At 71.7% G+C, this 22920-nt stretch carries 19 protein-coding genes, 5 tRNA genes and 1 pseudogene; 9 read left to right on the forward strand and 16 right to left on the reverse strand.

Features of this window, described 5'->3' with window-relative positions; genetic code table 11:
- Positions 1-61: 61 nt before the first annotated feature.
- A complete protein-coding gene (locus MID12_RS06190) occupies positions 62-1072 on the reverse strand; it encodes an NAD(P)H-dependent glycerol-3-phosphate dehydrogenase (RefSeq protein WP_040247847.1) in 1011 nt (336 codons plus the stop codon).
- The gene (locus MID12_RS06195; protein WP_040247850.1) at positions 1069-1878 is read right to left on the reverse strand and encodes a lysophospholipid acyltransferase family protein; all 810 of its coding nucleotides are present in this window, start codon (positions 1876-1878) and stop codon (positions 1069-1071) included. The genes MID12_RS06190 and MID12_RS06195 overlap by 4 nt, the downstream gene beginning before the upstream one ends.
- 192 nt (positions 1879-2070) lie before the next feature.
- Here MID12_RS06195 and cofC point away from each other — a divergent pair, with 192 nt between their 5' ends.
- Both cofC and MID12_RS06205 read left to right on the forward strand, forming a co-directional pair.
- Entirely contained in the window at positions 2071-2706 is a 636-nt protein-coding gene (gene cofC / locus MID12_RS06200; RefSeq protein WP_040247853.1) for a 2-phospho-L-lactate guanylyltransferase, read from the forward strand.
- 31 nt (positions 2707-2737) lie between these two features.
- Positions 2738-2941 (forward strand): hypothetical protein, encoded by a 204-nt coding sequence (locus MID12_RS06205; protein WP_040247855.1) that lies wholly within the window; start codon positions 2738-2740, stop codon positions 2939-2941.
- Positions 2942-3136: 195 nt separating this feature from the next.
- On the opposite strand, the gene MID12_RS06210 is transcribed toward MID12_RS06205, so the two are convergent.
- From MID12_RS06210 to leuC, 4 genes are all read right to left on the reverse strand, one after another.
- A complete protein-coding gene (locus MID12_RS06210) occupies positions 3137-3784 on the reverse strand; it encodes an HU family DNA-binding protein (RefSeq protein WP_263165327.1) in 648 nt (215 codons plus the stop codon).
- 160 nt (positions 3785-3944) lie between these two features.
- A complete protein-coding gene (locus tag MID12_RS06215) occupies positions 3945-4172 on the reverse strand; it encodes a hypothetical protein (RefSeq protein WP_040247861.1) in 228 nt (75 codons plus the stop codon).
- A gap of 264 nt (positions 4173-4436) precedes the next feature.
- Positions 4437-5030: a 3-isopropylmalate dehydratase small subunit gene (gene leuD, locus MID12_RS06220; protein WP_040247864.1), complete on the reverse strand. Its 594-nt coding sequence runs from the start codon at positions 5028-5030 to the stop codon at positions 4437-4439.
- A 5-nt stretch (positions 5031-5035) separates the two neighbouring features.
- A complete protein-coding gene (gene leuC / locus MID12_RS06225; RefSeq protein ID WP_040247867.1) occupies positions 5036-6478 on the reverse strand; it encodes a 3-isopropylmalate dehydratase large subunit in 1443 nt (480 codons plus the stop codon).
- Positions 6479-6668: 190 nt separating this feature from the next.
- On the opposite strand from leuC, the gene ndgR reads away from it, so the two are divergent.
- Positions 6669-7385, forward strand: coding sequence for an IclR family transcriptional regulator NdgR (ndgR, locus tag MID12_RS06230; RefSeq protein WP_040247869.1), 717 nt, complete (start codon positions 6669-6671; stop codon positions 7383-7385).
- 206 nt (positions 7386-7591) lie between these two features.
- On the opposite strand, the pseudogene MID12_RS06235 reads toward ndgR, so the two are convergent.
- Positions 7592-8077 (reverse strand): annotated as a pseudogene (locus MID12_RS06235) (DUF4188 domain-containing protein); the annotation flags it as partial.
- Between the two features lie 80 nt (positions 8078-8157).
- On the opposite strand from MID12_RS06235, the gene MID12_RS06240 reads away from it, so the two are divergent.
- Positions 8158-8805, forward strand: a complete 648-nt coding sequence (locus tag MID12_RS06240) for a MerR family transcriptional regulator (RefSeq protein ID WP_263165329.1) — start codon at positions 8158-8160, stop codon at positions 8803-8805.
- A gap of 80 nt (positions 8806-8885) precedes the next feature.
- On the opposite strand, the gene MID12_RS06245 is transcribed toward MID12_RS06240, so the two are convergent.
- From MID12_RS06245 to MID12_RS06285, 9 genes are all read right to left on the reverse strand, one after another.
- Positions 8886-8958, reverse strand: a tRNA-Glu gene (locus MID12_RS06245).
- A 25-nt stretch (positions 8959-8983) separates the two neighbouring features.
- Positions 8984-9055 (reverse strand) — tRNA-Gln (locus MID12_RS06250).
- 23 nt (positions 9056-9078) lie between these two features.
- Positions 9079-9151: transfer RNA gene (locus MID12_RS06255), tRNA-Glu, on the reverse strand.
- A gap of 85 nt (positions 9152-9236) precedes the next feature.
- Positions 9237-9309, reverse strand: a tRNA-Glu gene (locus tag MID12_RS06260).
- Positions 9310-9330: 21 nt separating this feature from the next.
- Positions 9331-9402 (reverse strand) — tRNA-Gln (locus tag MID12_RS06265).
- A 90-nt stretch (positions 9403-9492) separates the two neighbouring features.
- The gene (locus MID12_RS06270; protein WP_040247874.1) at positions 9493-10218 is read right to left on the reverse strand and encodes an HAD family hydrolase; all 726 of its coding nucleotides are present in this window, start codon (positions 10216-10218) and stop codon (positions 9493-9495) included.
- Positions 10219-10355: 137 nt separating this feature from the next.
- Positions 10356-11843: a glutamate--tRNA ligase gene (gene gltX / locus MID12_RS06275; RefSeq protein ID WP_078844787.1), complete on the reverse strand. Its 1488-nt coding sequence runs from the start codon at positions 11841-11843 to the stop codon at positions 10356-10358.
- On the reverse strand, positions 11836-12612 hold the full coding sequence (locus tag MID12_RS06280) for a fumarylacetoacetate hydrolase family protein (protein ID WP_040247879.1): 777 nt from the start codon (positions 12610-12612) through the stop codon (positions 11836-11838). The genes gltX and MID12_RS06280 overlap by 8 nt, the downstream gene beginning before the upstream one ends.
- Before the next feature lie 172 nt (positions 12613-12784).
- Complete coding sequence (locus tag MID12_RS06285; protein WP_040247881.1) at positions 12785-12970, reverse strand: hypothetical protein; 186 nt, start codon at positions 12968-12970, stop codon at positions 12785-12787.
- Positions 12971-13569: 599 nt separating this feature from the next.
- Between MID12_RS06285 and MID12_RS06290 the strand changes: the two genes are divergently transcribed.
- The 5 genes from MID12_RS06290 to MID12_RS06310 all read left to right on the forward strand — a co-directional run bounded on the left by MID12_RS06290 (position 13570) and on the right by MID12_RS06310 (position 22915).
- On the forward strand, positions 13570-17598 hold the full coding sequence (locus MID12_RS06290) for a nitrate- and nitrite sensing domain-containing protein (RefSeq protein WP_263165330.1): 4029 nt from the start codon (positions 13570-13572) through the stop codon (positions 17596-17598).
- A gap of 9 nt (positions 17599-17607) precedes the next feature.
- Positions 17608-18021: a roadblock/LC7 domain-containing protein gene (locus tag MID12_RS06295; RefSeq protein WP_040247885.1), complete on the forward strand. Its 414-nt coding sequence runs from the start codon at positions 17608-17610 to the stop codon at positions 18019-18021.
- A gap of 146 nt (positions 18022-18167) precedes the next feature.
- The gene (locus MID12_RS06300) at positions 18168-18575 is read left to right on the forward strand and encodes a DUF742 domain-containing protein (protein ID WP_040247888.1); all 408 of its coding nucleotides are present in this window, start codon (positions 18168-18170) and stop codon (positions 18573-18575) included.
- Positions 18556-19131: a GTP-binding protein gene (locus MID12_RS06305; protein ID WP_040247890.1), complete on the forward strand. Its 576-nt coding sequence runs from the start codon at positions 18556-18558 to the stop codon at positions 19129-19131. Before MID12_RS06300 ends, MID12_RS06305 begins: the two co-directional genes overlap by 20 nt.
- A 394-nt stretch (positions 19132-19525) precedes the next feature.
- Entirely contained in the window at positions 19526-22915 is a 3390-nt protein-coding gene (locus MID12_RS06310) for a nitrate- and nitrite sensing domain-containing protein (RefSeq protein WP_263165332.1), read from the forward strand.
- Positions 22916-22920: the final 5 nt, after the last annotated feature.

Genomic DNA, 22920 nt, shown 5'->3' on the forward strand with positions numbered 1-22920 from the left:
GCTGGTACTGCCCGCGTCAGCGCGCGCGGCCTGCGTGGCAGGCGCGCGTGGGGGCGCGTGCTCAGCGGCGCTCCGGCTTGGCGCTGCGCGCCATCAGCTCCTTCAGCGCCACGACCGGGGGCTTGCCCTCGTGGACGATGCCGACGACGGTCTCCGTGATGGGCATGTCGACGCCGTGCCGCCGGGCCAGATCCAGCACCGACTCACAGGACTTGACGCCCTCCGCGGTCTGCTTGGTGACCGCGATGGTCTCCTCCAGGGTCATGCCCTTGCCGAGGTTGGTGCCGAAGGTGTGGTTGCGCGAGAGCGGCGAGGAGCAGGTGGCCACCAGGTCGCCGAGGCCCGCGAGCCCGGAGAAGGTGAGCGGGTCGGCGCCCATCGCGTGCCCGAGCCGGGTGGTCTCCGCGAGGCCCCGGGTGATGAGCGAGCCCTTGGCGTTGTCCCCGAGGCCCATGCCGTCCGCGATGCCGACGGCGAGACCGATCACGTTCTTGACCGCGCCGCCGAGTTCGCAGCCGGTGACGTCGGTGATGGTGTACGGGCGGAAGTACGGGGTGTGGCAGTGCCGCTGGAGGCGTTCGGCGACCGCGGCCTCGCGGCAGGCCACCACCGCGGCGGCGGGCATCCGGGCGGCGATCTCCCGGGCGAGGTTGGGCCCGGAGACCACGGCGACGCGTTCGGCGCCGGCGCCGGTGACGTCCTCGATCACCTCGCTCATCCGCATCGCGGAGCCGAGTTCGACGCCCTTCATCAGGGAGACGAGCACCGTGCCGGGGTGCAGCAGCGGCTGCCAGGCGGCGAGGTTGGCGCGCAGCGTCTGCGAGGGCACCGCGAGCACCGTGAAGTCGGCGTCGGCGGCGGCCTCGGCGGCGTCCGTGGTGGCACCGAGATTCGCCGGGAGTTCGATGCCCGGCAGGTAGTCGGGGTTGGTCCGGGTGGAGTTGACGGCGGCGGCGAGTTCGGGGCGGCGTCCCCACAGGGTGACCTGGCAGCCCGCGTCGGCGAGCACCATGCCGAAGGCCGTACCCCAGGAACCGGTGCCGAAGACCGCTGCCTTGACGGTGTCGGTCACGTGGCGTCCTTCGCTGCGTCCGCGCTGTCGGCGGTGTGCGCGCCGCTCGCGAGGTCCCCGGACCTCTCCCGGGCGGCCGCGGACCGGCGCCGCTGCTCGATGCGTTCGCGGCGCGGGTCGTAGGCGCGGTCGGGCGCCTTCTCGCCGCGTACATCCTCCAGGAGCGCGGTGATGGCGGCCATGATGGCCTCGGTGGCCTCCTTGAGGATCTCCGGCGTCATCTCCTGGTCGTAGAAGCGCGAGAGGTCCACCGGCTCCCCGGCGAGGACGCGGTGCGTCTTGCGCGGGAAGAGCCGAGGCTTCTTGGAGTACGGGGCCAGCACCTCGTTGGCGCCCCACTGGGCGACCGGGACGACCGGGCACTTCGTCTGCAGGGCGACCCGGGCCGCCCCGCTCTTTCCGGTCATCGGCCACAGGGCGGGGTCGCGGGTCAGGGTGCCCTCCGGGTAGAAGGCCACGCATTCCCCGCTCTCCACCGCGGCGATGGCGGCCCGGAAGGCGCTCAGGGCGTCGGTGCTCTCGCGGTAGACGGGGATCTGCCCGGTGCCCCGCATGAAGGTGCCCGCGATTCCCTTGCCGAAAAGACTGTGCTTGGCCATGAAACGCGGAACGCGACCCGAGTTGTACTGAAAGTGCGCGTAGAGGAACGGATCGATCAGCGAATTGTGGTTCACCGCGGTGATAAAACCGCCGTCGGCAGGAATGTGCTGCATTCCGCGCCAGTCCCGCTTGACCAGAACCACCAGCGGCGGTTTGCAGATGACCGCGGCAAGGCGGTACCAGAAGCCGATTTTGCGGCGGGACACGCGCGACACCTTCCTCTAGCTGCTTCTCGGCCGCACAAGTGTCGCCCCGGGCCGCCGGTCTGTCGAGAGACACCGTACGCCCCCCTGTCGTTGCCCACACCACCCATCTCCGCGCTCCGGGCGCTCACCGGCGCCCGGGAGACGGGGCCGGGCGGTCACAATGGGGCGCGAAGGAAGGGACGGACCCTACAGGTGCAATGGACTCTGGTCATTCCGCTGAAGCCGCTCGGGCTCGGCAAGAGCAGGCTCGCCCCGTTCGCGGGCGACGGGCTCCGCCCCCGCCTCGCCCTCGCCTTCGCGCTCGACACGGTGGCCGCGGCGCTGGCCTGCCCGCCGGTCGGCGAGGTCACGGTGGTGACGGACGACCCGCAGGCGGCGGCCGAACTCTCCCGGCTCGGCGCCCGGATCGTGCCCGATCCGCCGGGCAGCGGCCTCAACGCGGCGCTGCGGCAAGGGGTACGGGCGGCCCGGCGGATCCGCCCCCGCGCCCCGGTCGCGGCGATGAACGCGGACCTTCCGGCCCTTCGCCCGGCGGAACTCGGCCGGGTGCTGAAAGCCGCCGAACCCTTCGGTCGCGCATTTGTCGCGGACGCCGCCCGGCGGGGCACGACTTTGCTGAGCGCCCTTCCCGGCAATTCCCTGCGGCCCGCATTCGGAGAGGCTTCCCGCACCCGCCATCTCGCTTCCGGCGCCCGCGAAATCCTGCTCTCCGATGTGGATTCGGTACGCCAGGACGTCGACACCGGCGAGGATCTGCGGGCGGCCTTCGCACTCGGCGTGGGCCCGCGCACCCTGGCCGCCGCGTCCCGGCTGCTGATCGCCGAGTGAGCCGCGGAAGGAAAGGCTCTAGGCTGGCGGCATGCAGGCGACCTCGTACACCTACGATCCCGACTCCCGCAGCGGCAGTGTGCTCCTCGACGACGGGACCCCGGTGCCCTTCGACGCCGCCGCCTTCGACGCGGGCGGTCTGCGGCTGCTCAGGTCCGGGCAGCGGGTGCGTATCGAGATGTCCGGCGAGGGCGGGGACCGGCGGATCACCCTGATCACGCTGCAGACTTTCTGACCGCGGTCCCGGGACATTTCCGAAGCCGCGGGGGCCGTTCGGGGTCTGATTGCTCCGGGGCCGCCGCGCGGGACGCGGGCAGGAGCCGGGACCGGCCGCCGCACCCCCCGCACCCCTCTCGCCACACACCGTGACAAAACGCCGCGGGCCGGGCTCCCTGAGGAGTCCGGCCCGGCGCGTGAGCGGCCCGTGGGCTTATTTCCGGCGAGAGGTCGCCTTCTTGGCAGTGGTCTTGCGGGCCGTCGACTTGCGGGCGGGCGCCTTCTTGGCGGTCGCCTTCTTCGCGGGGGCGGTCTTCTTGGCGGTGGCCTTCTTGGCGGCCGACTTCTTCGTCGCCGCCTTCTTGGCCGTGGACTTCTTCGCCGCGGACTTCTTGGCGGTGGCCTTCTTCGCCGTGGTCTTGGCGGTCGCCTTCTTCGCCGCCGTCTTACGGGCCGTGGTGGCCTTCTTCGCGGTGGCCTTCTTGGCGGTCGCCTTCTTGGCCGCGGCCTTGGCGGTGGTCTTGGTGCCGCCGGTGAGGCTGCCCTTGGGGGCCTTCTTCACCGCGACGTCGTTCTTGGGGAGCTTCTTCGAGCCGCTCACCAAATCCTTGAATCCCTGGCCCGCGCGGAAGCGCGGCACCGAGGTCTTCTTGACCCGAACCCGCTCGCCGGTCTGCGGGTTGCGGGCGTATCGGGCGGGCCGGTCGACCTTCTCGAACGAGCCGAAGCCGGTGACCGAGACCCGGTCTCCGCCGACAACGGCGCGGACGATGGCGTCGAGTACGGCGTCGACAGCATCGGCGGCCTGCTGACGCCCGCCGACCTTGTCGGCAATCGTTTCTACGAGCTGCGCCTTGTTCACGTCTTCCCCTTCGGAGACATTGCCGGAACGAATGTGTTCAAGCTTTTTCGCACGTTAGGCAGATATATACCGCAAATCAAACACGAAACGGTGTAATCACCCTTGTGCCGCAACCAACTGGGTTCCTGTGGACTTCGTTGCGCGGCCCAGGGCTTGACGTTCAGGCCTCTTCCGGGAATCGGCCCGCGTCAAGATCAGCGGTCAATCGCTCGAGGCGCCTTGCCGCCTGTGCCAGATCGTGTTTGGCCACGGCCGTGATGACCAGCAGCTTCCGGGTCAGCGCCATCCGTACGCCCTCCGGGACTTGCAGTGCGCGCACCCTTGCGTGCGCTTCTTTCAGCTGGTCCGCCACGGCCTCGTAGAGCTCGAGTTGGTCGTCGCGGTCCATGCGCCGATTGTGCCATCTGGGGCGAGTTGTCGCCTGCGGGGGGCGCAACTGCCCCGCCCGTACGGGGTCGTGGCGGTAGCCGGATACCGTCCCTGAACAGGGCCGAAAGCTCTCTTGTGCCCCTCGAATCAAGGGAGTTGAGCCTTCCGGCGTGTCGGGCCGCCGGATGCCTCCGGGCGCCGGGGAAGCGCGCGAATGGGCGTACCCCCGGCCGAGGACGGCCGGGGGTACGGAGCGGGGCGCGGGGTGGTGCGGCGGCGGTGCCTAGAGCTGCACGGTGCTCGGCTTGAACGAGGGGCGGGCGGCCTCGTAGGCGGCGATGTCGTCCTCGTTGCGGAGCGTGATGCTGATGTCGTCGAGGCCGTTGAGCAGTCGCCAGCGGGCGTTCTCGTCCAGCTCGAAGTCGGCGGTGACGCCCTCGGCGCGGACCTGGCGGTCCTGGAGGTCCACCGTGACCGGGGCGTTCGGGTCCTGCTCGGTCAGCTCCCACAGCGCGTCCACGACCTTCTGGTCGAGTACGACGGTGAGCAGGCCGTTCTTCAGCGAGTTGCCGCGGAAGATGTCGGCGAAGCGGGAGGAGACGACGGCCTTGAAGCCGTAGTTCTGCAGCGCCCAGACGGCGTGCTCGCGCGAGGAGCCGGTGCCGAAGTCGGGTCCGGCCACCAGCACGGTGGCGCCCTGGTACACGGGCCGGTTGAGCACGAAGTCGGGGTTCTTGCGCCAGGCCTCGAAGAGCCCGTCCTCGAATCCGTCGCGGGTGACCTTCTTCAGCCAGTGCGCGGGGATGATCTGGTCGGTGTCGACGTTGCTGCGGCGCAGCGGGACGGCCCGCCCGGTGTGCGTGGTGAAGGCTTCCATGGTGTTCAGACTCCGGAGGGTTCGGGAACGGCCGGGGACGCCGGGGCGCCGGACAGGTCGGCGGGCGAGGCCAGGTGGCCGAGGACCGCGGTGGCGGCGGCGACCTGCGGCGAGACCAGGTGGGTGCGCCCGCCCTTGCCCTGCCGCCCCTCGAAGTTGCGGTTGGAGGTGGACGCGGAGCGCTCGCCGGGGGCGAGTTGGTCGGGGTTCATACCGAGGCACATGGAGCAGCCCGCGTGCCGCCATTCGGCACCGGCCTCCTTGAACACCCGGTCCAGACCCTCGTCCACGGCCTGCAGGCCCACCCGGGCCGAGCCCGGCACCACCAGCATCCGTACGCCCTCGGCGACCCGGCGGCCGGTGACCACCTCGGCGGCGGCGCGCAGGTCCTCGATCCGGCCGTTGGTGCAGGAACCTACGAAGACGGTGTCCACCGTGATGTCGCGCAGCGCCTGCCCGGCCGTCAACCCCATGTATTCCAGGGCCTTTTCGGCGGCGAAGCGCTCCGAGGCGTCCTCGTACGAAGCCGGGTCGGGGACGTGCGCCGACAGCGGCGCGCCCTGGCCCGGGTTGGTGCCCCAGGTGACGAAGGGGGCCAGCTCGGCGGCGTCGATGACCACCTCGGCGTCGAATTCGGCGTCCTCGTCGGTGCGCAGGGTCTTCCAGTACGCGACGGCGGCGTCCCACTCCTCGCCCTCGGGGGCGTGCGCCCGGCCGCGGAGGTAGTCGAAGGTGGTCTCGTCGGGGGCGATCATGCCCGCGCGGGCGCCGGCCTCGATGGACATGTTGCAGATGGTCATCCGCGCCTCCATCGACAGCTTCTCGACGGCCGAGCCGCGGTACTCCAGTACGTAGCCCTGGCCGCCGCCGGTGCCGATGCGCGCGATGATGGCGAGGATCAGGTCCTTCGCGGTCACGCCCTCGGGGAGTTCGCCGTCCACCGTGATGGCCATCGTCTTCGGGCGGGACATCGGCAGCGTCTGGGTGGCGAGCACATGCTCGACCTGGGAGGTGCCGATGCCGAACGCCAGCGCGCCGAAGGCCCCGTGGGTGGAGGTGTGCGAGTCCCCGCAGACCACGGTGGTGCCGGGCTGGGTCAGTCCCAGCTGGGGGCCCACCACGTGGACGACGCCCTGCTCGACGTCGCCGAGCGGGTGCAGCCGCACCCCGAACTCCGCGCAGTTCTTGCGCAGCGTCTCCAGCTGGGCGCGCGAGACCGGGTCCGCGATGGGCTTGTCGATGTCGAGGGTGGGGGTGTTGTGGTCCTCGGTCGCGATGGTGAGGTCGAGGCGCCGGACGGGGCGGCCGTTCTGGCGCAGGCCGTCGAAGGCCTGCGGGCTGGTCACCTCGTGCAGCAGGTGCAGATCGATGAAGAGGAGGTCGGGCTCGCCCTGGGCGCGCCGGACGACATGGTCGTCCCAGACCTTCTCCGCGAGTGTCCTACCCATCGCTTTCCCTTCGGCCGGGCGGTCCGTCACGGGCCCGCCGGCCCCACTAGAGAGTTCGCGGTCGGCTGCCCGCAGTGCCGGGCATGCCCCACCGGGCCCGATTGGTCCGCGGGCCGCTGTCCCTACAGAGTGGCAAGTCCCACGGAAAAAGGAACTTGCGTTTCACAGAGTGAGACGTGAATATCGTTGCATGGACAACTCTAGCGGCGTCGGCGTTCTCGACAAGGCAGCTCTGGTATTGAGCGCCCTGGAGTCCGGTCCGGCCACCCTCGCCGGGCTGGTCGCGGCGACCGGGCTCGCACGGCCCACGGCACACCGTCTCGCGGTGGCACTGGAACACCACCGCATGGTGGCGAGGGACATGCAGGGCAGGTTCATCCTGGGCCCGCGCCTGTCCGAACTGGCCGCGGCCGCGGGCGAGGACCGCCTGCTCGCCACCGCGGGCCCGGTGCTCACCCACCTGCGCGATGTCACCGGGGAGAGCGCCCAGCTCTACCGCCGCCAGGGCGACATGCGGATCTGCGTGGCCGCGGCGGAGCGGCTCTCCGGGCTGCGCGACACCGTGCCGGTCGGCTCCACGCTGACCATGAAGGCCGGCTCCTCGGCCCAGATCCTGATGGCCTGGGAGGAGCCCGAGCGCCTCCACCGGGGCCTGCAGGGCGCCCGGTTCACCGCCACCGCCCTGTCCGGGGTGCGCCGCAGGGGCTGGGCCCAGTCCATCGGCGAGCGCGAGCCCGGGGTGGCCTCCGTCTCGGCGCCGGTACGCGGACCGTCCAACCGCGTGGTCGCCGCCGTCTCGGTCTCCGGACCGATCGAGCGGCTGACCCGGCACCCGGGCCGGATGCACGCCCAGGCCGTCATCGACGCCGCGGGCCGCCTCTCGGAGGCCCTGCGCCGCAACGGCTGACGGGCTCCCCCGCGGGCCGCCGCCCCTCGCGGCGCACGGCCCCCGGCGGGCCGTCAGCGCACCCGGCCCTGCCCGACCTCCGGTGCGTGAGCCGAGTGAGCCGACTCCGCGGCGGGCGCGGCCTCCGCAGCGACAGACACCTCCGGCGCGGGCGCCGCCTCCGGGACGGAAGTTGTCTCCGAGGCGGAAGCCGTCTCCCGCCCGGGTGTCCGGTGCGCGAGACGGGCGGCGGCGCTGCGGCCCCGCGCCTCGACGGGCAGGACGCCCTTGGCCTTGGCCAGTCCGTACGGGGGCATGTCGAAGTAGATGTTCTCGTAGCCGCCCTCGGGCACCAGATAGCTCTCGTGCCAGAGCCCGACGTGCTGACGGGCCTTCTTCTCCTTGCGGTTGAGCCGCGCCCAGGCCGCCCGGTGGAACATGTCCGGCGCCTTGGCGTAGGCGTACAGCTTCTCCCTCGACTCCCAGTACTGGACCACGTAGTACGTCCGGGGCGAGCCCGAGAGCAGGGTGTGGCCGAGCAGCCCGCGCTCCTTGTCCCGGGAGAGCTCGCGCAGCATGCGGGGCATGGCGAGGAAGACGGGCAGCCAGTGGTGCACCGCCCAGAAGTGGTTGATGCGCATCCCGATCAGCAGGACGACGACCTCCCCCTCGGCGGCGGCCACCGCCCGGCCCGGAACCGGTTTCGCGAACATCCTGGGACCTCCCGCTCGCCATTGGATAGCTCGACTATCCATGCTTGGATAGTGGCACTCACCATCAGGAGGCGCAAGGGATGAGACTCTCCGAGCTGAGCGAGCACAGCGGCGTCTCCACCGCGACGATCAAGTTCTATCTGCGCGAGGGCCTGCTCCCGCCGGGCCGCCGGATCAGCGCGACCCAGGCCGAGTACGGCGAACACCACCTGCGGCGGCTGCGCCTGGTGCGCGCGCTGATCCAGATCGGCAAGGTGCCGGTGGCCACCGCCCGCGAGGTGCTGAGCCATGTCGACGACGACTCGCTCGGCCGCACCATCCGGCTGGGCGCCGCGCTCTGGGCGCTCCCCCAGGGCAATCCGCCCGCCGAGGACCTGGAGGACCCCGAAGTCGCCGCCGCCACCGCGGAGTTGGAGGAGCTGCTGACCCGGCTCGGCTGGTCCAACGCCCAGCAGATCGGGGCCCTCTCCCCCGTCTACCGCTCCCTGGCGGCCGGGCTCGCCACCCTGCGCCGGCTCGGCTTCCCCGGGGACATCGAGACCCTGCTGCCCTACGCCCGGGCGATGCACGAACTGGCGGAGCGCGACCTGGACACCCTGGAGGCCCTCGACTCGGAGGCGGAGCAGGTGGAGACCGCGGTCGGCTCGGCCGTGCTCTTCGAGCCGCTGCTGCTCTCCCTGCGGCGGCTGGCCCAGGAGGAGGAATCGGCCCGGCGGTACGGGTATTGAGCCCCGCGCCGAGGCGGCGCGCACCGGAGTCATGGAATGCCGAAGGGCCCCCCGCCACCGCGGAGGGCCCTTCGTCTGCGTACCCCCGACCGGATTCGAACCGGCGCTACCGCCTTGAGAGGGCGGCGTGCTAGGCCGCTACACAACGGGGGCGCGGACCGTGCTGTACACGATCGAGCTGGGCTACCAGGACTCGAACCTAAACTAACTGAACCAGAATCAGTCGTGCTGCCAATTACACCATAGCCCACTGGTGGTCTAGACCACCTGCAGTACCCCCGACCGGATTCGAACCGGCGCTACCGCCTTGAGAGGGCGGCGTGCTAGGCCGCTACACAACGGGGGCCCTGGCGATCCCACCCGACCGGAGCCGAGTGTTGTCACCGCATGGACAGTGGGAGCTACCCGGCTGTCACCGCGGGATGGATCTGTACCCCCGACCGGATTCGAACCGGCGCTACCGCCTTGAGAGGGCGGCGTGCTAGGCCGCTACACAACGGGGGCTTTGCAGATGAGCTCTGCGAGCTGGCCTACCAGGACTCGAACCTAGACTAACTGAACCAGAATCAGTCGTGCTGCCAATTACACCATAGGCCATCAAAGCGCAAGCCCCTGCTGAGGGCTTCTGCTTATCCGTACGCCGACCGGCCGGGCTTTGGACCCCTTCCGGGCGGCGCAGGAAGAACATTACCCGAAGGTGGACGGCGCTCCAAAACGAGTATGGCCGCCGAGCAGGGCCTGAAGTTCGCCGAGCGTGGAGATCCGCCGGACTCCGGACGGCGTGGGCAAGGGGGAGTTGAGCCGGTCGAGCCAGATGCCGAGCATTCCGGCGTCCCGGGCGCCCCGGGCGTCGATGTCGGGTTCGTTGCCCACATAGGCGATCCGCTCCGGGGGCAGGCCCAGCGCCTCGGCCACCGCGAGGAAGGCCGCCGCCTCCGGCTTGGCGACACCGAGTTCGACCGCGCACAGCACGGCTTCGAAGCGCTCGCGGACGCCGAGGGTGCGCAGCTTGTACTCCTGGTTGGGCAGCGCGGAGTTGGAGAGCACGGCCTGCCGGTAGTGCCCGGTGAGCGCGTCGAGGGCGGGCAGGCTGTCGGGGAAGAGCGACCAGGCCGCCTCGTAGTGCACCACGTACCGCTCGAACCAGGCGTCCGCCTGCCCGTCGTCGAGCCGGGTGCCGAGGAACTCCCGTACGCGGTCCCGGCGTTGGCCGAGGAAGTCGGTCTCCCCCGCCTCGCAGCGGGCCCAGTGGACCTGGGTGATCCGCTTCCACTCGGCGAGCGCGGCGGCGGCGGACGCGTGGTGGTCCAGGACGCCCTCGGCGGCGAGGTGGGCCCGCATGCCCGCGGTGTCGGCGCCCGCGTAGTCGAAGAGGGTGTCGTCGATGTCCCAGACAACGGCTTCGATGGTCACTGCCCGCTCTCCCCGTCTCCCGGCTCCCGTCCCGCGGCTCCCCGTCGCCGGGTGGCCCTGCTCCGACAGTAGCGGCCGCGCCTGCGCCCGGGGGCGGCGCCCGTACGGACGCCGCCCCCGGGGAGAACCGGACCGTACTAGCCGGCGAGCCTGGCCAGCGCCGCGTCGATGCGGGCCAGGGTGCGCTCCTTGCCGAGCACCTCCAGGGACTCGAAGAGCGGCAGGCCCACCGTGCGCCCGGTGACCGCGACCCGGACCGGCGCCTGGGCCTTGCCGAGCTTGAGCCCGTGCTCCTCACCGGCGGCGAGGACGGCGGACTTCAGGGACTCGGGGCTGGACCAGTCGGCCGCCTCCAGCTTTCCGCGGGCGGTGCGCAGCAGGGCGTCGGAGCCCTCCTTCATCGCCTTGGTCCAGGAGGCCTCGTCCGCCACCGGCTCGGGCAGGAAGAGGAAGTCGACGTTCTGGGTGATCTCGGAGAGCACGGTCAGGCGGGTCTGCGCGTGCGGGGCGATCGCGTCGAAGGCCGCCTGGTCGAAGTCCTCGGGGGCCCAGGGCGCGAAGGGGGCCTTCAGCCAGGGCGCGCAGGCCGCGGCGAAGTCCTTCACGTCGAGCAGCCGGATGTGGTCGCCGTTGATCGACTCGGCCTTCTTCAGGTCGAAGCGGGCCGGGTTGGGGTTGACGTCCGCGATCTCGAAGGCGGCGACCATCTCCTCGACGGAGAAGATGTCCCGGTCCGCGGAGAGCGACCAGCCGAGCAGGGAGAGGTAGTTGAGCAGGCCCTCGGGCAGGAAGCCGCGCTCGCGGTAGAGGTTGAGCGAGGACTGCGGGTCGCGCTTGGAGAGCTTCTTGTTGCCCTCGCCCATCACATACGGCAGATGCCCGAAGAGCGGCACCTGCTTGGCCACACCCAGCTCGATGAGCGCCTTGTAGAGGGCGATCTGGCGGGGGGTGGAGGAGAGCAGGTCCTCGCCGCGCAGGACGTGGGTGATCTCCATCAGGGCGTCGTCCACCGGGTTGACCAGGGTGTACAGCGGGGCGCCGTTGGCGCGCACGATGCCGTAGTCGGGGACGTTCTCCGGGGTGAAGGTCAGCTCGCCGCGGACCAGGTCGGTGAAGGTGATCGGCTCGTCGGGCATCCGGAAGCGGATGACCGCGCTGCGGCCCTCGGCCTCGTAGGCGGCCTTCTGCTCCGCGGTCAGCTCGCGGCAGGTGCCGTCGTAGCCGGAGGGCTTCCCGGCGGCGCGGGCGGCCTCGCGGCGGGCGTCCAGCTCCTCGGTGGTGCAGTAGCAGGGGTAGGCGTAGCCGCCCGCGAGGAGCTTGTCGGCCACCTCCTGGTAGCGGTCCATCCGCTGGGACTGGCGGTACGGGGCGTGCGGGCCGCCGACCTCGGGGCCCTCCTGCCAGTCGAAGCCGAGCCAGCGCATGGCCTCCAGGAGCTGCTCGTAGGACTCCTCGGAGTCGCGGGCCGCGTCGGTGTCCTCGATACGGAAGACGAAGGTGCCCTGGTGGTGCCGGGCGAAGGCCCAGTTGAACAGGGCGGTGCGGACCAGGCCCACATGGGGGTTGCCGGTCGGCGAGGGACAGAACCGGACCCGGACGGGGGACGGGGAGGATGCGTTAGCCACGCTTGATCACCTTGTTGGTGAGAGTGCCGATGCCTTCGATGGTGACGGCGACCTCGTCGCCGACGTTGAGCGGGCCGACCCCTTCCGGGGTGCCCGTGAGGATGACGTCGCCCGGGAGCAGCGTCATGGCCTCGGAGATGTTGACGACCAGGTCCTCGACGGAGTGGATCATCTCGCCGGTGCGGCCGAGCTGGCGCTGGGCGCCGTTGACGGTGCACTGGATGGTCAGGTCGGAGGGGTCGAGGCCGGTCTCCACCCAGGGGCCGAGCGGGCAGGCGGTGTCGAAGCCCTTGGCCCTGGCCCACTGCTTCTCGGTGCGCTGGATGTCGCGGGCGGTGACGTCGTTGGCGCAGGTGTAGCCGAGGATGACGTCCTTGACCCGCTCGCGCGGCACCTCGCGGCACATCCGCCCGATGACCACCGCCAGCTCCGCCTCGTGGTGGAGCTCCTGGCTGTAGGAGGGGTACTGGATCTCGTCCCCGGGGCCGATCACCGAGGTGGAGGGCTTGAAGAAGGCGAAGGGGACCTCGGGGGTCTCGTTGCCGAGCTCCTTCGCGTGGGCCGCGTAGTTGCGGCCGTAGGCGACGACCTTGTTGGGCAGTACGGGCGGCAGCAGCCGGACCTTGCTCAGCGGGACCTTCGTACCGGAGAGCTCGAAGTCCGCGAACGGGATGCCCTTGATGATGTCGAGGACGAGTTCGTCGGGGGCGCTGCCCTCGACCGCGCCGAACGCGACGTTGCCGTCGATGGAGAACCTGGCGATGCGCACGGGAGTGCCTGTGCCCCTCTGTTTCCGCTGGCCGGAGTCTGACGCTCCAGGCTATCGCTCCGCGCGGGGGCGCCCGGGCCGCCCGGCGGCGGGCCGGGGCACGGCGCGCCCCCGGTGCCGGGTGCGCACCGGGGGCGGGCCGGAAGTGCCGGAAGAGGTCCTGGCCCGGGGGTCAGGAGGCGACGACCGCCGCTTCGGGGGCGGTCATCAGGATGGTGCGCCGGGGGTTGGCGGTCTGGGCGGGGAGCGCGGCCGGGTGCTCCGGCTGCTCGGGGGCCGTCGGACCCTCCGCGCCCTCCAGGTGGGCGAGGGTGGTGCGCCGCGGGTTGGCAATGTTGCGGAACATCATGCTCTTCATCTGCCGTCTGGCCCTGTCGTCACGGCGCCCCCGCCGTGCGGTCGCCGTCGACCGCCGTGGGGGGCGCGGGTTGTCGGATTCACCGTCCCTGTAAAGGCACAGGCTAAACATCCCCTCCCCGGCGGACACCGGGAGCAGACAGCGAAGTGCATGTGATTTTACTCACGAACTAACGGACAAATAGCGCGAATCGCTCCATCCCCCCGCGCCCTCGAAAGCGCCAAAGAGTCGAAAACCCTCCATTACGCACCTGATCATCTCGACTGGGGCACCCGCGGCCCGCCTGGGATTTCGTCCTGAATGCGGGTAGTGCACCAGAACGCTTTGCACCCTTCGTGACCTTGAAATCACCAGGTGTCACGAGAGTCACAGGCTGGCCGTCGGGCCTTGTTGGAGATCGAGCACTGTGCTGGAATTCCCGGGACCGCCGCGGGTTCGACCCGGCGCACTCGCGCGCACGACCACGCGCCGGGTGACTGCGGGAAGGGGGAACATCAGGGCCGGTCATCACGACCGCCACGGGGTGCAGGACATCCCGGAACACCGACACCGTCCCGCCGTATTCCGGCAGGACGCCTGGTCCAGAGGTTGCGACGCTAGTGCAGGGACGTTTCAAGAGGGATGGCAAGGGGTCTCCCCAGGCCCCCCAGAGCCGTGGGGAAGCCGCGGCTGAGCAGGAGCGCAGCGCGAGCGGCTCCTCGGCCCAGCACGCCCCGAGCCCGTCCGCGGGCGCCCCGAAGGCCGGCGAGGCCCGGCCCGGCACGGGCACCGGCGGCAAGGGCGCGGCCCCGGCCGCCTCCGCCGCCCCGGCCACACCCGGCACCGGCAACCGGCTCCTGCTGCGCAACTGGCGCATCTCCACCCGCCTGGTCTCGCTGCTCGCCCTCCCCGTGGTCGCCGCGACCACGCTCGGCGGCATGCGCATCAACCAGTCGATGGAGGACATCGAGCAGCTGGACAACATGCGCCTGCTGACCGAGATGACCAAGCAGGCCACCGAGCTGGCCAGCGCCCTGCAGAAGGAGCGGGACCAGTCGGCCGGTCCGCTCGCCAACGGCGGCAAGGGCAGCGACTTCGACGTCAAGGGCCCCCGCGACACCACCGACCGCGAGCGCCAGGCCTTCATGGAGGCCACCCACGAGATCCAGGACCGCGGGAACGCGGCCAGCCTCGACGGGATCCGCAACAACGTCATCCGCATCTCCGGAAGCCTGACCAAGCTCAGCGGCATCCGGCAGGAGGCGTACAAGGACGACAACAACACCTCCCGCACGGTCGAGGCGTACAGCAGGCTCATCGACCAGCTGCTCAGCCTCTCGCAGGACATGGCGCAGGCCACCAGCAACCCGGACATGATCCAGCGCACCCGCGCCCTGGCGGCCTTCTCCTCCGCCAAGGAGTACGCCTCGGTGCAGCGCGCGATCATCGCCGCCGCGCTGCCGCCGAACAACCGCGAGCGCGGCGACCTCTCCGAGACCGACCGCCAGTACGGCGACGCCGCCCAGGAGAACCAGGCGGACGAGCTGAGCTCCTTCCGCAACATCTACCAGGGCGGCAACGTCGAGGAGCTGCTGAAGCCGATCGAGGACGGCAGCCCGACGATCAAGGAGGCGGACGCCTACGCCAAGCGCGTCCTCACGCAGCCCGACGGGATGCGCACCGAGGACAAGCGGTCCTACAAGGACTGGGTGGACGCGGACACCGCCAAGATCGAGCAGATGACCAGGATCGAGCTGACCCTGCTCAACCAGATGGAGCAGCAGGCCCGCGAACTGCGCAACGAGTCCGAGCAGGAAGCGATCATCAGCGGTGCGCTGGTCTTCCTCGTGCTCGGTGTCTCGCTCGTCGGCGCCTTCGTGGTGGCCCGCTCCATGATCCGCTCGCTGCGCCGCCTCCAGGACACCGCCACCAAGGTCGCCCAGGACCGGCTGCCCGAGCTGGTCAAGCACCTCTCCGAGTCGGACCCGCAGGACGTGGACACCTCCGTGGAGTCGGTCGGTGTGCACTCCCGGGACGAGATCGGCAAGGTGGCCGCGGCCTTCGACGACGTGCACCGCGAGGCGGTCCGGCTCGCCGCCGAGCAGGCCCTGCTGCGGGGCAACGTCAACGCGATGTTCACCAACCTCTCGCGCCGCAGTCAGGGCCTCATCCAGCGCCAGCTCTCGCTCATCTCCGAGCTGGAGTCCCGCGAGGCCGACCCGGACCAGCTGTCCTCGCTCTTCAAGCTGGACCACCTGGCGACCCGTATGCGCCGCAACGGCGAGAACCTCCTCGTCCTCGCGGGCGAGGAGCCGGGCCGCCGCTGGACCCGCCCGGTCCCGCTGGTCGACGTGCTCCGCGCCGCCGCCTCCGAGGTGGAGCAGTACGAGCGGATCGAGCTGTCCTCGGTCCCGGCGACCGAGGTCGCGGGCCGCGTCGTCAACGACCTCGTGCACCTGCTCGCCGAGCTGCTCGAGAACGCGACCTCCTTCTCCTCGCCGCAGACCAAGGTGAAGGTCACCGGCCACGCGCTGCCGGACGGCCGGGTGCTCATCGAGATCCACGACACCGGTATCGGCCTGTCCCCCGAGGACCTGGCCTCCATCAACGAGCGGCTCGCCGCGCCGCCCACCGTGGACGTCTCCGTCTCGCGCCGGATGGGCCTGTTCGTGGTCGGCCGCCTCTCGCAGCGCCACGGCATCCGGATACAGCTGCGGCCCTCCGACTCCGGTGGGACGACCGCCCTGGTCATGCTCCCGGTCGATGTCGCGCAGGGCGGCAGGAAGATGCCCGCCAAGCCCGGTGGCGGCGTGGGCGGTTCGGCGGCGGCGCAGGCCGCGGCGGGCCGTCGCAGCGCGGTCGCCTCGCAGCAGGCGCAGAACGCCCCGTCGGCGGGCGGCTCCGACTCCGGTGGCAAGCGCCTCGGTTCCGGCCCCGGCCGCGGCCAGGTCCAGGGCACCGGCCCGCGCGCCGCGCTGCCCACCCGGGACACCGGCGGCCGCGGCCCCGGCCCGGGGGGAACCGGCCCCCAGCAGGGCGGCTCGCGCCCCGGTGACTCCGGCTCCACCCCGGCGGTCCCGCAGCAGCCGCAGCAGGGCAGGCCCGGCTCCCCGGTGCCCGCCGGTCTCCAGTCCGCCGGAACCGGGCTCCCGGGTCCGCGGCAGGGCGAGGGCCCCCGCCCGGGCGAGCGCGGCGACGGCACCCGCCGTCCGCAGCTGCCGCCGCCGGGCGGACCGCGCCCCGAACTGCCGGGCGGCCCCCGGCCCGCGAACCCCGGCTGGGGCGAGGACCGGCCCGGCGCCGGACGCCCCGTCCAGGACGGACCCCGCGGCCACGAGGAGCCCGACTCCACGGCCCAGTTCCCCCAGCTCGACGACCGCCAGGGCCCGGGCTCCACCGGCCAGTTCGCCCGGTCCGAGCTCGACGGCCCCGGTTCCACGGGCGAGTTCGCCCGCCCGGTCCTGGACGGCCCCGGCTCCACCGGCCAGTTCCCCCGCGTCGAGGAGGACGGCGGCCGGCCCGAGGGCGGCCCGCCGCAGCCGAACGCCGGTCCGTACATGCGCTCCGACGTCTTCGGCGGCCGCGGCCCGGCCCGCCGCAACCCCGGCGGCTTCGCCTCGCCGCCCCCCGGCCGCGACCGGGACGAGGCCCCCGCCGCGGACTACCCGCGCGAGGACACGGGCTCCTACCCGCGCCCCGCCGAGACGCCGTACGAGGACACCGGCTCCTACCCGGGCCCGGCGCACGCCGACTACCCGGGTGCGGACGGCGGCTACCCGCGCGAGGACACGGGTTCCTACCCGCGGCCCGCGGACGCCCCGTACGAGGACACCGGCGCGTACCCGAGCCCGGCCAACGCCTCCTACGAGGACACCGGCTCCTACCCGCGGCCGGGGAGCGGTGGCCACGAGCCCCAGGGCACCGGTTCCTTCCCGCGCCCGGACGCCGAGGCCCCCTCGGAGAACGGCCGTTACGAGGCGCCCGTGCCGCCCGCGCAGCGACCCGGCGGGGTGCTGCCGCCCTCGCCGTCCGCCCCGCGGCCGAGCGAGCCGGAGGCGCTGCCCCCGGCCTCCGGTCCCGGCGACGGCCGTACCCCGCTCTACGACACCCTGGAGACCAGCTGGTTCCGCGGGCAGCAGGCCGCTGCCGCCGAGCGGGAGCGGCTGGCCGCCCAGGAACCGCAGCAGCCGGCGGGCCCGCCGCCCGGGCGTCCGGGCACCGGCCGTCCGCAGGGCACCGGACCCGAGGGCAGGCGCCCCGGTCTCGGCGGCCTGCCGGGCCGTCCGCAGCAGCCCGCCGCAGGCGGCCAGGGCCCGGACGGTGCGCCGCGCGCGGCCGAGGGCGCCCGCTCCGGCTGGCGCAGCTCCCCGAACGACGAACTGGTCCGCCAGGCGGAGCGGGTACGTCAGCCCTCCGCGGGCGGAGTCACCGACTCCGGCCTGCCCCGGCGGGTCCCCCGCGCCAACCTGGTGCCGGGTACCGCGGAGTCCCAGCAGCAGCAGACAGCAGGTCCCCAGGTTTCCCGTGCGCCGGACGAGGTGCGCGGGCGGCTGACCAATCTCCGCCGGGGCATCCAACAGGGTCGCCAGGCCGGAGGCGGTCCGTCGACCGGCAGTTTCCCGCGCCCCACTCACCAGCAGGAGCGTTAGTTGAGTCCGATGAGCCAGGCTGCACAGAACCTCAACTGGTTGATCACCAACTTCGTTGACAACACCCCCGGGGTGTCCCACACCGTCGTCGTGTCCGCCGACGGGCTGCTTCTGGCGATGTCCGAGGGCTTCCCGCGTGACCGCGCCGATCAGCTCGCGGCGGTCGCCTCCGGACTGACCTCGCTCACCGCGGGTGCCTCGCGCATCTTCGAGGGCGGGCTCGTGAACCAGACCGTCGTCGAGATGGAGCGGGGGTTCCTCTTCATCATGTCCATCTCGGACGGCTCCTCACTGGCCGTCCTCGCCCACCCGGAGTGCGACATCGGCCTGGTGGGCTACGAGATGGCGCTGCTCGTCGACCGCGCCGGGAACGTACTCACCCCCGACCTGCGCGCCGAGCTCCAGGGCAGCCTGCTGCACTGACGGCCCCGCTCCCGTATTGCCCGCCTCATGTTTCCGTCACGTCCGTACGACCGACCGACCGTCCAACCGTCCGGCCGCCAAGCGCTCCCCACCGGCTTTGTCAGACGGCACTGCAGACCCCTTGCTGTCCCGCCCGGAGGACCCAGATGACCCCGCCCACCGCCTCTCATGATCCGTACGGAGCCCAACAGGACCTGTACGGATCCGAGGGCGACCAGCCGCTGGTACGTCCGTATGCGATGACCGGCGGCCGGACCCGGCCCCGTTACCAGCTCGCCATCGAGGCGCTGGTCAGCACCACGGCCGACCCGGCCCAGCAGATGGGACTCCTCCCGGAACACCAGCGGATATGCCACCTGTGCCGCGAGGTGAAGTCGGTGGCGGAGGTCTCCGCGCTGCTCTCGATGCCCCTCGGTGTGGCCCGCATCCTCGTCGCCGACCTGGCGGAGGCGGGACTCGTCGCCATCCACCAGCCGGGCGGCGACGAGAACGCCGGTGGCCAGCCAGACGTGACTCTGCTCGAAAGGGTGCTCAGTGGACTTCGCAAGCTCTGACCAGGGTCGCTCGACGACCTCCGCGAAGATCGTCGTCGCGGGTGGCTTCGGCGTGGGCAAGACCACGTTCGTCGGCGCGGTCTCGGAGATCAACCCGCTGCGCACCGAGGCAGTGATGACATCCGCCAGCGCGGGCATCGACGACCTCACCCACACCGGAGACAAGACCACCACCACCGTGGCCATGGACTTCGGACGCATCACCCTCGACCAGGACCTCATCCTCTACCTCTTCGGCACCCCCGGACAGGACCGCTTCTGGTTCATGTGGGACGACCTCGTCCGCGGCGCCATCGGCGCCGTCGTCCTCGTCGACACCCGCCGCCTCGCCGACTGCTTCCCCGCCGTCGACTACTTCGAAAACTCAGGACTCCCCTTCGTCATCGCCCTCAACGGCTTCGACGGACACCAGCCCTACACCCCCGACGAAGTACGCGAAGCACTCCAGATCGGCCCCGACACCCCCATCATCACCACCGACGCCCGCCACCGCGCAGACGCCAAATCCGCCCTCATCACCCTCGTCGAACACGCCCTCATGGCACGACTGCGCTAGCGGACACCACCCCGGCCACGGCCGCGCCCGGTCCCGGTACTGCACAAGTTCCTTGATCCGTACGGCAGTTGCAGTAGGCGCACCGGGTGCCCCTGTGGGCTGCGACACGCGTTAACGGGGTGTTCATAACGTTTCGAGAGAGAATTGCACCGAGCTGAGCACTGTTCGCATGTGTTCAACTCCGGCCAGCTACGCGAGCCCCGCCTTTTGGCGGGGCTCGCCCCTTTTCACCCCCTTTGACTGAGGTCTGCGCCACTCGGAAGTTGCACGTCGAACTGTTTGTTAGAGCCCGGTCTGACGTGCTGGAATGCGCAGAACCGGCCCGTGCTCGCGGGCCGGGAGACGCACAGAGCGGCACAGGGTCAGGTGCCGGCGCCGAGAGGTTGTTGGTCGAGTGAGGCGAAGCAATAACGGTCCCGAGCCCTCGGCACGGGGCAACTTCACCCCGCCCTCGCGTGGAGCGGCGGCGTCCGCGACCCTGTCGCACCCGGAGTCGCTCCCGCCCGCGGGCAGCCGCTTCTCGCCCCGCAACTGGCGGGTACCGGCCAAGCTGAACGCGATCCTCCTCATACCCGTCCTGGTCGGCCTGGTCATGGGCGGCTTCCAGGTCAAGGGCTCCATCGACACCTGGCAGGAGGCCGAGGACGCGGAGAACACCGCGGTCCTGGTCCGCGCCGCGCTGACCTACAGCAACGCCCTGATCGACGAGCGCGACATCAGCGCGGCCCCGCTGCTCCAGGGCAAGCGGGACAGCGCCGCCGTCAAGTCGGCCCGCGGCGCCACCGACCGGGCGGCCGCGGAGTTCGACAAGGCCGCCCGGAACATGCCCTCCAAGGCGGGACTCGAACGCCGCCTGGAGGCCTTCCGGCAGAACGAGCCCGACCTCAAGGACCTCCGCGCCGCCGCCTACACCGGCAAGCTGACCGGGGTGAAGACCGAAGAGGGCTATATCGCCATCCAGCACCCGCTGATGGAGTTCGCCAACGAACTGGGCCTCGGCACCGGCAACATCACCAGCTACGGCCGCACCGTCTACGCGATCGCGCTGGCCAAGGGCGCCGCCTCGCTCCAGCGCTCCATCGGCACCCACCTGCTGATCAAGCCGGGACCCGACGCCGCCGGCTTCGCGATGCAGCGCACCTCGCTCGGCTCGTACTCGTATCTGGAGGCCATCGCCACCGAGGAGTACAAGTCCGGCGGCACCCCCGCGGACGTGGCCCGCTACGAGAAGGCCGAGAAGCAGATCCGCGCCGAGGGCGAGTCGCTGGCCAGGGAGCAGGCCGCCGAGGCGAAGGCCCGGGGCGAGAAGTACGTCGCCCCGCCCGCGACCCCGCAGATGGTCGGCCTGGTCACCGCCCTGCCGGACACCTCCCGCGGGGCCCGCGCCGACCTGGCGAAGAAGGGGGTCACCCCCGAGGCCTGGTGGGCGGTGAACACGCTGCGCTTCACCGCGTACCGCGAGATCGAGACCACGCTGTCCGACAAGGCCGTGGCCGAGGCGGCCGGTATCGCCGACGACGCCCGGCGCTCGACCTTCGTGACCGCCGGTGTGGTGCTGTTCGCCCTGCTCGCCGCCTTCGTCCTGGCCGGGCTGATGGCCCGCCAGATGAGCCTGTCGATGCGCCGCCTGCGCACCGCCGCCTTCGGCGTCGCCGAGCAGCGCCTGCCGATGATGGTCGACCAGCTCTCGCGTACCGACCCGGGCCGGGTGGACACCCGGGTGGAGCCGATCCCGATCTCCTCCCGGGACGAGATCGGCGAGGTCGCCCGCGCCTTCGACCAGGTGCACCGCGAGGCCGTGCGGCTCGCCGCCGAGCAGGCCCTGCTGCGCGGCAACATCAACGCGATCTTCACCAACCTCTCGCGCCGCAACCAGTCGCTGATCGAGGGCCAGCTGACCCTGATCACCGACCTGGAGAACAACGAGGCCGACCCGGACCAGCTGGAGAACCTCTTCCGCCTGGATCACCTGGCCACGCGTATGCGCCGCAACGGCGAGAACCTCCTGGTCCTCGCGGGCGAGGAGCCGGGCCGCCGCTGGGACCAGCCGGTTCCGCTGGTGGACGTGCTGCGCGCGGCCTCCTCCGAGGTGGAGCAGTACGAGCGCATCGAGCTGGCCGGGGTGCCGGAGGCGGACATCCACGGCCGCGCGGTCACCGACCTGGTGCACCTGCTCGCCGAGCTCCTGGAGAACGCGACCTCCTTCTCCTCGCCGCAGACCAAGGTGAAGGTCACCGCGACCCGGCTGCCGGACGGCCGGGTGATGATCGAGATCCACGACAAGGGCATCGGCCTGACCGCCGAGGACTTCGCCGACATCAACCACAAGCTGGCCAACCCGCCCACCGTGGACGCGGCGATCTCCCAGCGGATGGGCCTGTTCGTGGTCGGGCGGCTCTCCGACCGGCACCAGATCCGGGTCCAGCTGCGGCCCTCGGGCGAGCAGGCGGGCACCACCTCGCTGGTCATGCTCCCCGAGGTGATCACCCACGGCGGCGGCGGAGACCTCGCCGCCGACCCCGAGTTCACCGTCTCCTCGATCATCCCGGAGCAGCACGCCTCGGAGCCCGCCCCGCTGCGCACCGCCGCCGAACTGGGCTTCGACGACAGCCGCTACCAGGAGATCCCCGACGACCTGCGCGAGCTGGACCCGGTCGGCCGCTCCCTGATGCGCGAGGAGCGCCGGGCGGCCCTGGAGGCCCAGTCCGGCCCCGCCGAGCTCGAGGGCCCCCACCGGCAGATCCCGCCGGGCCCCGGCAACGGCCACCCGCAGGGCCCCGGCTACGAACTCCCCGCCCCGGGCTACGCCCTCCCCCTCCCGCCCCGCTCCCAGGACCCGGGCCCCTACGAGGACGGCCTCTCCTACGGAGACGAGCAGCCCCACGGGAACGGCCGGCCCTACGGGAACGGGCAGGCGTACGGGAACGGACAGTCCTACGGGAACGGGCAGCCGTACGAGGAGCCGGGAGCGTACGAGCAGCAGCCGCCGTACGAGGAGCGCCCCTCCTACGAGGACCACCGGTCCTACGAGGAGCCGGGGCCCTACGAGGCCCGGCAGTCCTTCGAGGAGCGGCAGCAGTCGACCTACGACGAGCAGTTCTACCCGAGCCAGGACGGCTACCCGGATGTCGCCTACGCGGAGGCGGGCGGCGCCGATCTGGTGCCCGCTCCCCAGGACGCGTACCAGGGCCCCCGGCCCGGGCCCGGCGAGCAGCCCGAGCAGAGCGGATCCGCTCCGGAGCCTGCCGCTCCCGACCCGCAGGGACTAGGCTTCGACCTGCAGGGTTCCACTCCCGCTGCCCCCGCCGGGGGTCACGAACTGACCCAGGCGGGCCTCCCGCGCCGCGGCTCCACGGCCGGCGGCAACCCGGGCTCCCCGAACGGCGACCGGCAGTGGCGCAGTGAGCCGGAGGCGCCCTCGGCACCGCCGTCCGCCGAGGAGGCGGGCGGCTCCCAGGAGGCCGGGGACCACCAGGACGACTGGCACTCCGCCAACGACGACCGGTGGCAGCGCGCCGAGCAGCTCCGGCAGCCGAAGGCCGGCGGCATCACCTCGTCGGGACTGCCCCGCCGGGTCCCCAAGGCCAATCTGGTCGAGGGCACCGCGGAGCAGACCCCGCTCGGTGGACCGCAGGTCTCCCGCGACCCCGAGGACGTACGGGGCAGGCTCAGCAAGCTGCGCCGCGGCGTCCAGCGGGGACGCACCGCAGGTAGTGACACGAACGGCCAGGGCGCACCGCATCAGCACGGTGGTCCTGACAGCACCTACAACCAGGAGCGTTAGTGTGA

The sequence above is a fragment of the Streptomyces sp. SCSIO ZS0520 genome (assembly GCF_025643355.1).
Lineage (GTDB): Bacteria > Actinomycetota > Actinomycetes > Streptomycetales > Streptomycetaceae > Streptomyces > Streptomyces physcomitrii.